The organism is Paraburkholderia sp. RL17-373-BIF-A, from assembly GCF_046030175.1.
Classification (GTDB): Bacteria; Pseudomonadota; Gammaproteobacteria; order Burkholderiales; family Burkholderiaceae; genus Paraburkholderia.
The window spans coordinates 1-9,213 of the sequence record NZ_JARESO010000116.1 but is presented as its reverse complement, the minus strand read 5'-3'; the positions used below and the strand labels follow the sequence as shown (position 1 = coordinate 9,213).

Below are 9,213 nucleotides of genomic sequence, written 5' to 3'. Positions count from 1 at the left end.
GTATAGCGAAGTAGAAAGCTCAATTTGACATAACTTTAATTTTACATAACATAATTTATCAACATTTTCGATGTAGCGGCTTCATGTAAATGTCGTGTTCTAGCCAGATAGAAATGTCGTGTTTTTGAACGCTGGCATGCTGGTCGGTCCGTTGCGAGATTTCGGAGTCGGCCATGTGTCCAGCCACACTGGTGACATTGAACATGCGCGAACTCGACCGTTTGAAGGTCATCCAGGCCATTGTCGACATGGGCCTCAAGCCTGGTCGCGCGGCCGAACGTCTGGGCTTGACCGTGCGTCAGGTTGAGCGCCTGGTGATCCGCTATCAGGAATCCGGTGCGGCGGGACTGGCCTCGCGCAGACGTGGCCGTTCCGGCAACCGGAAGCTGGACGAAGGACTGGCTCAGCGCCGGGTGTCGCAAGGTTGCGGGTCCAACTCTGAAACGGGCTCAGTGCACCAGATAAGGTGCCGACCTCAACCACCGCTGCCTCGTCATCGTATTCCTTCCCGGATCCGCCTGCAGCAGTCATGCGCTTCATCCTTCGGAGTCGGGCAAAAACCCAATGAATCACTCTCAAGAGTTGGGGCCTTCACAAAACCCGGGGCGGTTCAAAGACGGAGGTACACAAAGATCTCCGCAGAACGACGAGAAGTTCCCACGTGGTGTTATCCGCTTTGCAAGGCAAGGCTCGAGCGACTCACGCGATAGGAACTATTGGACCGACAGTAGAAGCGATGTCCATTGACTTCACACTCGAAGCTGCCGATCGCGCACATTCCGCAGGAGCGTAAGTTGAGGCCAACGCTGCCGAATCAGATGCCCCCATCGGAAAGCACGCTCTGCTCCGAAGAGGTCTGGCTAGGTCGGGCGATCTCGCTCTCCCGCCATCGGTTAGTCGGCAAGGCCGCGCATGTCGGGGACTGTGGGATTGACTGTCGACACAGTCAGGCATTCTAACATTCTACGACGCCTAGGCTGCGCGCCCAGTTGCTCAGTTCCGCTGCGTTGTGAGCGTCAAGTTTGCGCATTAGATTAAGACGGTGGGTCTCGACCGTTTTGAGACTGATTGACAACAGCTCGGCGATCTCGCGATTACGCCGGCCTTCTGCGACCAACTTCAATACTTGTCGCTCCCTCAATGTGAGTGCCGTCTCACCCTGCGACCGGTGACTTGTGTCTGGCGTCTCCAGACAGAGCGATGGGTCAATATAACGCTTGCCAATTGCTGCGTGCTGCAGTGCCGCAAGCAACACCTGCTGGGAGCTTTGCTTAAGCACATATGCCACGGCCCCCGCCGCGATAGCCGCGCGACTTCGGTGCATCTCCGTGGCGGCGGTGAGCACTACAATACGCAAAGTCTTCCATCGACGGACCAATTGTTGAATAACATCAACGCCGTCCATGCCCGGTAAGCTAAGGTCCAACAATACCAGGCTCGGGTTCAATCGCTGGCACGCCTCTCGAACGTGCAGTCCATTCGAGACAGAACCCACGACCTCATACCGGGGTTGCTGTGAAAGTAGATGACATATGCCTTCGACGACCAATAAGTGGTCTTCGACGATCAAAATGCGCACGGGCGGAGGGACAAACATGCCAAGCGCTCCTTGAACCGCCCCAAAGATTCTGAGGCATTTTTGAGTCGAGCGACCATGCGTACGCAAGGAATCGCCGACATACGGTGCAGAGGCTGCAGCAGGTAAGTCTGCATATGCATGCTCGGTGGTAAAACATCGATTGCGAGGAATATTTATAGCGGTAATGGAAGCCTGTCTACATCACGCCTTATTCTTGAGTGCTCTCGTCGGTCGGGGCCACGTCACGCAGATCGACTAACGACCGGCATCACCAAGAGATTCCGCTCCAACCACATCACGTAGAAGATAACTAGTGTGCATTGCCATGTCCCGGATCTCCTGAAACATCTTCAAGATTGGAGTTGGTCGGAAGACAAGAGCGGTTCAGAATCTCGATTTCGCTTTCGATCAATTGAGCGATTGTTTCACGCACGTGGGGCGGGAGCGAGTCGTTGTGTTCAGTGTACTCTTCTAAGTATCGAACGGAGTCATACAACGGCCGCAATCCCGCTTGCCCGGTGAGTCCTTTAAGCGTATGAAGCAAGAAAAGGAATTGCTTCTCATCCTGCGCCGAGAGAGCCTCTTTCAAGCGCTTGAAGTACACTCGAAGTTCACTAATGAGGCGTACAGATCGTGAGTCGTCCTTGGGCAGCATCGGTTGTCGGCACTGCGGATTAGGTGCCAGCTCCATGCCCCTGGACAACTGCAGATCGGCCGCAAGATCGAGCGCACGTGCCAAGATGACCAACGTGACTGGCTTGGTCAAGAACTCGTTGAAACCAGCCGCCACCATTCGTTCACGCTCCCCCGCTTGTGCTTTCGCCGTAAGAGCGACAATGGGACAATCTGGATCTAACATGCCACTTGTCTCGTCACGCCACAGCGATACGATCTCGATGCCTGACAGCGTTGGCATGCGCAAGTCCATCAGCACCAGATCAAATACATGCGTTCCGCCCAAAATCAACGCTCCTTCCCCACCCGCGGCTTCCCATACTTGATGCCCTTGTAGTCTCAGCATTTGACCGAGGACGTTGCGATTGATGTCAACGTCGTCGACTATAAGCACCTTCAACGCCCACGCTGATATAGGAACTTCTCTATCGACTCCGGTTGCCTCGGGCGTAAGGTCCGGCATCAATCGTTGACGCAATTTGGCAGGGAGGTAAGCTAGCTCGGGTGCGTTCAGTGCGTCGTTGTCACCAGCGATAGGTTGATAACCCCATGCATGCAGTTGGCGATGCAAAAATGTCGGTGCAGATATCACTCCGCGGCTTACCATTGTTTGCGGAAGGGCGTTCTCGCAAGGAAGCTCGAGTTGGAAGCAAGCACCGCCATCGACAGCGACGCAGTAGAGGTCGCCCCCCAGTAGTCGCGCCAGACTATGTGCTATCGGAAGCCCAAGCCCACTACCGACTTCCTCGGTATTGAGTCGCTTGAATGCAACAAACACGTCGTCGCGCCATTCATTAGGAATGCCCGGCCCGGTGTCGCGGACGTTGAAATACACCTTGCCATCCGCTGACCATGCCCGCAGCGTCACCTCGCCTTGGCTCGTGAACTTTACGGCATTGCCAAGCAGGTTGATGAGAATTTGGCGCAACCTCAGACCGTCAGTCGTCAGCACCGATGGGAAGCTAGCGGTGACATGTGCACGCAACTGCAAGCGCTTCTGTTGTGCTAGAACTTGCACTGTGTGCATCGACTGGTCGATAAAAATGAGAGGGTCCTGTGTTCTTGGAGTCACGACCATCTGGCCAGATTCGATGCGGGAGAAGTCCAACAGATTGTTGATAATTTCTAGCACGTGATCGGAGCAATCAATTGCCGTGTTGATCAAATTGTCCTCGTCTACGCTTCTGGTACTACTCTTGCTGAGCAGCGTCAATGCTCCGACTAGGCCATTGAGAGGAGTACGTATCTCGTGGATCATGCAAGTCAATTGCTCGTCCTTGAGTTTGCTGCAGAGGTCTGCATTGCGCCCAAGCTCTTGCGATTGGATTGGGTCTCCTAAAGCCTCGGTGCAGCGCATGTCATCCCGATCACGGGGTTCAGGTATCAAATTCTCCCGACCATCTGTCAAGTACGCAGCTTCGCCAGTCCTCTTTTCGGGCAAGCTTTCATGCACACCTGTCTCTGGTCCATCGCATCGCTTGAAACGGCTCGTCAAGCGTCGTGCAAAACTACGCGGCAGAGAGAAAAGTAGTCCGATCCACGTCAACAACATTACGGCTGCGATTAGCAGATGGATCAACGGCCTTCGAACCAATGCAACGTCGGTTAGCGAGGGCGTCGGAAGTACATATATCATGCGCCACCCCGTAGCCTCGAGGTGGCTACAGCTCACCAGTACTTCTCCATCAGCAAGTCGTTCCAAACCACTGCATCTGGAAGAGATATCCGTGAGACTGTCTTGCAGGACGGCGGGGACCGGAGTTAGTGGCCGCCCCGTTGCATCTACCCAGACGAAAGCATCCTTGCTTGCGCCGTCTAGAGGCATTTCAATGAACCTCGGCGAGAGTCTCGCCGTAACTCCCACGATCACACCGGTCGCGGGATCGTCGCCACCTATCGAAAGGTGCCATTCTCCATTATCCATGCTGTATGGGACACCCCATATCAACCCATCGTGTGCCGGCAGATGACGTAGTTTTGTGACGTTCTCCAGATCCAAATCAATATTCTCCCGCCCGCAACACTCAGCGTCGCTTCGAGGTTCCACCCTCGCATACCCACCGTCGAGTAGCACAATGATGTCGACAAATTCACCGGTCGCGTGACTCCCATACTTCTCGACGAATAGCTTGGATCGACTAATGCGTTTCTGACTATCAATGTGGCGTGGATCCGTCGCGAAATAGCGCGCTACTTGATCGACGCCACCGGCGTCCGGAAGTGCCTGCCAGTTTCTCAATAAAGCCTTGACGTCTCGTTCAACATCGTGAAGTTCCATGCGTTGTCGTATCGCATGCACAGCGACATCCTTCTCTAGGCTCTTCATGACTAGTTCGCGATTCTCGCTAACGTCATAGAGAACCACGACACCAGCACCTATCAACCAAAAAAACGCTATGACGACGCTTGCCACCAGCCGAAGATGAAACGGAAATGACGCTCTCCAACGCATAGCCGATTCCTATTGTTCGCCCTATTCAGGGACTAGAAAAAACAGAGGCGTCGATATCAAAGTTCTGGACGACTCGAGCACTTCATACTGACCAATTGTTTGCCAGCCGCGAGACATTGGCCAAATACAGGGAACCTTGTTAGGTATTGCCAATACCCGCCATATCTTGTTGCCTCAGACAGTTGCGCCTCGAATCCGCTCGCTGCCCGTGCTGCGTCCGAGCGAAAGACATTTTCCCAAACCCTATTTCGCCGCATCGACCGTCTGTAGATGGATATCTGCCTGCAAGGCAACCAAGCCCTAACTTCGCGCATCTCACACGGGGTTATCGGTCCGGTCAAGTTGTCCCGCTAAGGTAGTACTCGGCGATAACCGCTGCAGTCCAACGCCCTTGCCAAGGAATAGCCATGCGGTCGCGCTACCGACCATCCTTAGGGCGGGCTCAGCGCGCGACCGCCCAACACCTCGTTTAGCGCCGGCATCGTCGGGGGACACTGGCGGCGGTGCACTCAATTGATTCTTTGATCGTTGATTTCCGCTCACGTGCGACACACATGACTAACGTGCCTAGATTTATGGGTTCGCCGACAAAAGGAGCGAGCTTCGGTCACGCTGTTGGCGCAATGAATTGCAACCGCTAGCAGCTTATAGCCTTGACTCCTACCGGGCATGTCGCTGGGGCCGCGTCTTAGCACTACGTGGACCACAAACCCTAACTTGATTAGATGTCGCGAGCCGGTAGCGAACGAAAAGGCTCCATGCGTTATGTATGTCGACGTACTGTTCGGCGACGCAGCAGCCTGTAACAATGGCGTCGAGTTCGTCCACAAATGGAACGCCGCGGTCATTTGATACCGTAAATACGCTGGGGCAGTCGGATGATTCGATCTTACTTACTCGGACGACACAAACGAGCCGACCGCTGCAGAAGGACGCTGACGACGATCCGATCGCTTTCATGCGATGCCAGCGCAGCTCGATCTCGAAGCCGCGATAAATGTAAAGGCGTTCGCGCACTGACTGGCCATCCGGATCGTCATGAATCGTGTCTGGTAGCCATGGCGTCTGGACGTTGTAGATGTGATCATTCATTTTCGACGACTAAAGAAATTACGTTAGTAGAAGAACCACGCCCCCGGCGACGATCATTCCGCCATTATCCACGGAACAAGATCTTGAGTTCATTGACCACGGTTGCGAAACTCCATGAAGCCCAGTAAGGTTTGGGGCACTATTCGCTTGCCGCACAGTCGGGGGCGTTCATTCGGAGCCCCTTGGCTCGGATCCTGAGGTGCACCGCCTCTCGATAACTGTTTTACGCCGGTCTTCTACATACGGCAATAAGACACGTCTGAATCATTGAGAGCATTTGGCGCTCGCACTCCTCCTGTCAGCTCAGACTGCGCCGAGAAGACGCGCACTTACTGTGCGTTCCGGGCAAGCATTCGATCTCTGCCGTCGCCTGCCTCGCGTAGAAGATGCAAATATCAACCGCGACAGACACGAGTGGCCGACTCTTTCCACAACAGCGTGGACCGACCCCGGAATGTTAGACACGTTGACGTTAGCGTTGCTTACTTCACTCTGGGCGGTACGGACAAAATCCTGGACTACTAGGAGACAGTCCGTGTACTCATACGAAGACCGCATTCGAGCAGTGCAGTTCTATCTGAAGTTGGGCAAGCGCATCAGCGTCGACCATCCACGGCCGACGCAGTGCTCGTCGCCGCCATCCTCTTCTCCCTGTATTTCACCGGAAACCTCAAGAGGGGTGTCCAACAGCGTGGGGTCGGCTCAAGTTCTTGTAACGATCAGTGAAGTCTGAGTTGCTCCACAGAATTTTCGGGGATAGCAACATTCGGACAGGTCTGATTGCAGGCTCAGTGAGGAACGCGTAAAAATTGTCATCAAGAGAGATAGTGTGCGAGAAGCTCTATGCCTTAGGTAGGCTAGAACTGAGGGCGATGACCCGCGCGAACGCGATAAGCGTGCAGAAGCATTGGGGCGCGCCCAGGACACCAGCGGCATAGCGCGGTGCGATCAACGACGAGTCTCGTCACCGCAAGAGCTTGCTTGCGCGGTCCACGGGATCTTGGGACTGATGCTGTTCGGTCAAGCGGCTGTTTGCAAGGTGAGCGCTACATCGTTGATGGTCATTCCGATAGGTATAGGCGTCTAGGGGGAAGACGAGCTACGTTAGTGCTGTCGGATTGCGTCCTTTTTGACCTGCGGGGACGCCGTGACCGCGAGTACTTGTGGCCGCGACGGGCGAGGGCATAGATCGCGTCCTGTCGCCGGTCTGTCGGTAGGCCCTGCCGAGTCGTAAAGCCTTTGGACTGGTCAAAGGTTGTGGCAGTGTTAGGGGAGAAAGCGATGAAGGTACTGCTGATTGACAATGACCTCGATTCAGGACGAGATCTGGTGCGGGCCTTGCATAGTGAGGCATGCACAGTTAACTGGGTACGCCACGGAATGGCGATCGCAATGGCTAACCGTTCGATCTACAGCGCGATATTACTTGACACCAGCTTTCCGAACGCATCGGGCGTCGATATACTGCGCAAGTTCAGAGCCTCGAATATCGAAACGCCTATCATCATTCTTACAGATCAGGTCAGTATTGAACCCCGCGTCTCAAGCCTAGATCTTGGCGCGGACGACGTCCTTACTAGACCTTTTGACGTTCGCGAACTACTCGCGAGAGTCCGCGCAATCCTTCGTCGCAAGGCGGGCTACGCGTCGTCAGAAATTGGCGATGAAAAACTGAAGCTTAACCTCATCACTCGTCAATTAAGATACAACGGTCAAGTGCATACGTTGTCCGCGCGCGAGTTTGATTTGGTCGTTGCCCTTCTAGAGAGACCGGGGACGATCGTTTCACGGCCGACGCTGGAGGACCGACTGTACGGATGTGGGAGGGATGTTGAGAGCAATGCGGTTGATGTACTGATTTACGGCATTCGGAAGAAATTCTCATCGGCGGTCATCGTGAATGTACGAGGCGTCGGTTGGACGATCCCTATTGGTATTCCTTCGAATCCGGTTGTATTATGCGAACGCGACGGACTCGCGGGCGCCGACTACAGTTGGCCAAATCCGATTTATGCGATGCAGGCGAAGGTTTGAACCCGAAGTAAGCGAAGAGAACGAGGTGTTCAACGCCGAAGAAGCCGCCCAGTGAAGAGATATGGAGCCTCGATATTGCTCGGTGGAGCCCACTCGCGCAGCTTGGGACACTCAGACCCCATTGAGTTGACGATGCAGCGGTTCGGCGCAACTCCGGTGGAACGATACTTCATTGCCTTACGCGGGTGGCGTTTGTTGTAGTGTTCGAACCGGCCAGGGGCAAGAGCGCCGTTGGTGTCAGACTTGTGCGTGAAGGCAATGTAGTCGTGCTTGTTCGTCTTCACTAACGACTCGACCATGCCGTTGCTCTGCGGCGAATGAACGGGTGCAGTCAGCGGCTTGGGGCCCTGCTCGCGAGCAAACGGCGCGTGCGATGGTCGTTGTAGGCGGAGCCGTCGTCCGACAGCCATTCGCTCGGTGCGCCCTGCCTGCGTCGTGCCGAAGCGTTGCGCGACCGCGGTGGGCATCACATCGCGCACGACGTCGCCGCCATGGCCGCCAGTAATCGCTGCCCAACCAATAGCGTGCCAGTCCAGGGGGGCCAGCGCAAATGTCATGCGCAACAGCGAGCCGCCGTCACAGCGGAACTCAGGGCCGTCCGAGTATCAGCGGACATTAGTCTGGTCAACGGCAATGCGCCCATCATGCAGACCATTATCGCGACGTTGACCAAGGCGCCGAAGCACCAACCGATGGTCTCGCATGACCGATAGACCGGCTTGGCGTCGGCGCACGGCACACCAGTCGTTTCGTGACTACGTCGCCGCAGTGCCGGACTCGCCCGTGTCCATAAGTCGGCAAGCCCGCCACATGCTCATCGCCGCGACTGCCCCCGGGCCTTGTGAAGGCCCCACAACTCTTGAGAGTGATTCATTGGTTTTTTGCCCGACTCCGAAGGATGAAGCGCATGACTGCTGCAGGCGGATCCGGGAAGGAATACGATGACGAGGCAGCGGTAGTTGAGGTCGGCACCTTATCTGGTGCACTGAGCCCGTTTCAGAGTTGGACCCGCAACCTTGCGAGCACCCCGAATTATGACTGGGGGCGCATGTAGCCCTGCCGGAGCACGCTTACCAGGATCCGATAACGAGGGTTGCCGCCGCTGCCATTCCGTATCTTGCAGGAGGGTAGCATGCAGGCACTCTATCCGCGCTGTGCCGGACATACATAAGGACATCATCGTCGCCTGCGTCCGTTGTGTGTCTGCGCCAGAGCACTATGAAGTGCAGAGCGTTCGCAGTACAACGAAAGGATTGCTCGCGCTGTTGGACCGGTTGGCCGGCCATGGCTGTTCTCACGTTGCCATAGAGGCCAGCGTGGCACGTTCTCCAAGGCTCGTTCGAACTCGTGCTTGGCAACGCTACACATATCCGGGATGTTC

4 protein-coding genes and 1 pseudogene are annotated in these 9,213 nt (G+C 55.4%); 2 read left to right on the top strand and 3 right to left on the bottom strand.

Annotated elements, in window-relative coordinates:
- The first annotated feature begins 173 nt into the window (after window positions 1-173).
- Complete coding sequence (locus P0D80_RS51975; protein ID WP_459252775.1) at window positions 174-710, top strand: helix-turn-helix domain-containing protein; 537 nt, start codon at window positions 174-176, stop codon at window positions 708-710.
- Between the two features lie 245 nt (window positions 711-955).
- Here P0D80_RS51975 and P0D80_RS47530 read toward each other — a convergent pair whose 3' ends face one another.
- Window positions 956-1,597 (bottom strand): two component system response regulator, encoded by a 642-nt coding sequence (locus tag P0D80_RS47530; protein WP_408295051.1) that lies wholly within the window; start codon window positions 1,595-1,597, stop codon window positions 956-958.
- A 292-nt stretch (window positions 1,598-1,889) separates the two neighbouring features.
- On the bottom strand, window positions 1,890-4,532 hold the full coding sequence (locus tag P0D80_RS47525; RefSeq protein WP_408295048.1) for an ATP-binding protein: 2,643 nt from the start codon (window positions 4,530-4,532) through the stop codon (window positions 1,890-1,892).
- Window positions 4,533-7,079: 2,547 nt separating this feature from the next.
- Here P0D80_RS47525 and P0D80_RS47520 point away from each other — a divergent pair.
- Window positions 7,080-7,832 carry a response regulator transcription factor gene (locus P0D80_RS47520; RefSeq protein WP_408295045.1) on the top strand — a complete coding sequence of 251 codons (753 nt, stop codon included), beginning with the start codon at window positions 7,080-7,082 and terminating at the stop codon, window positions 7,830-7,832.
- Window positions 7,833-7,956: 124 nt separating this feature from the next.
- On the opposite strand, the pseudogene P0D80_RS47515 reads toward P0D80_RS47520, so the two are convergent.
- Window positions 7,957-8,645, bottom strand: a pseudogene (locus P0D80_RS47515) (transposase family protein); the annotation flags it as partial.
- Window positions 8,646-9,213: the final 568 nt, after the last annotated feature.

Excerpts from the sequence above, each read along its gene's own strand:
- P0D80_RS51975 (WP_459252775.1), top strand. The coding sequence starts at position 174 with ATGTGTCCAGCCACACTGGTGACATTGAACATGCGCGAACTCGACCGT.
- P0D80_RS47530 (WP_408295051.1), bottom strand. The coding sequence starts at position 1,597 with ATGTTTGTCCCTCCGCCCGTGCGCATTTTGATCGTCGAAGACCACTTA.
- P0D80_RS47525 (WP_408295048.1), bottom strand. The coding sequence starts at position 4,532 with ATGGAACTTCACGATGTTGAACGAGACGTCAAGGCTTTATTGAGAAAC.
- P0D80_RS47520 (WP_408295045.1), top strand. The coding sequence starts at position 7,080 with ATGAAGGTACTGCTGATTGACAATGACCTCGATTCAGGACGAGATCTG.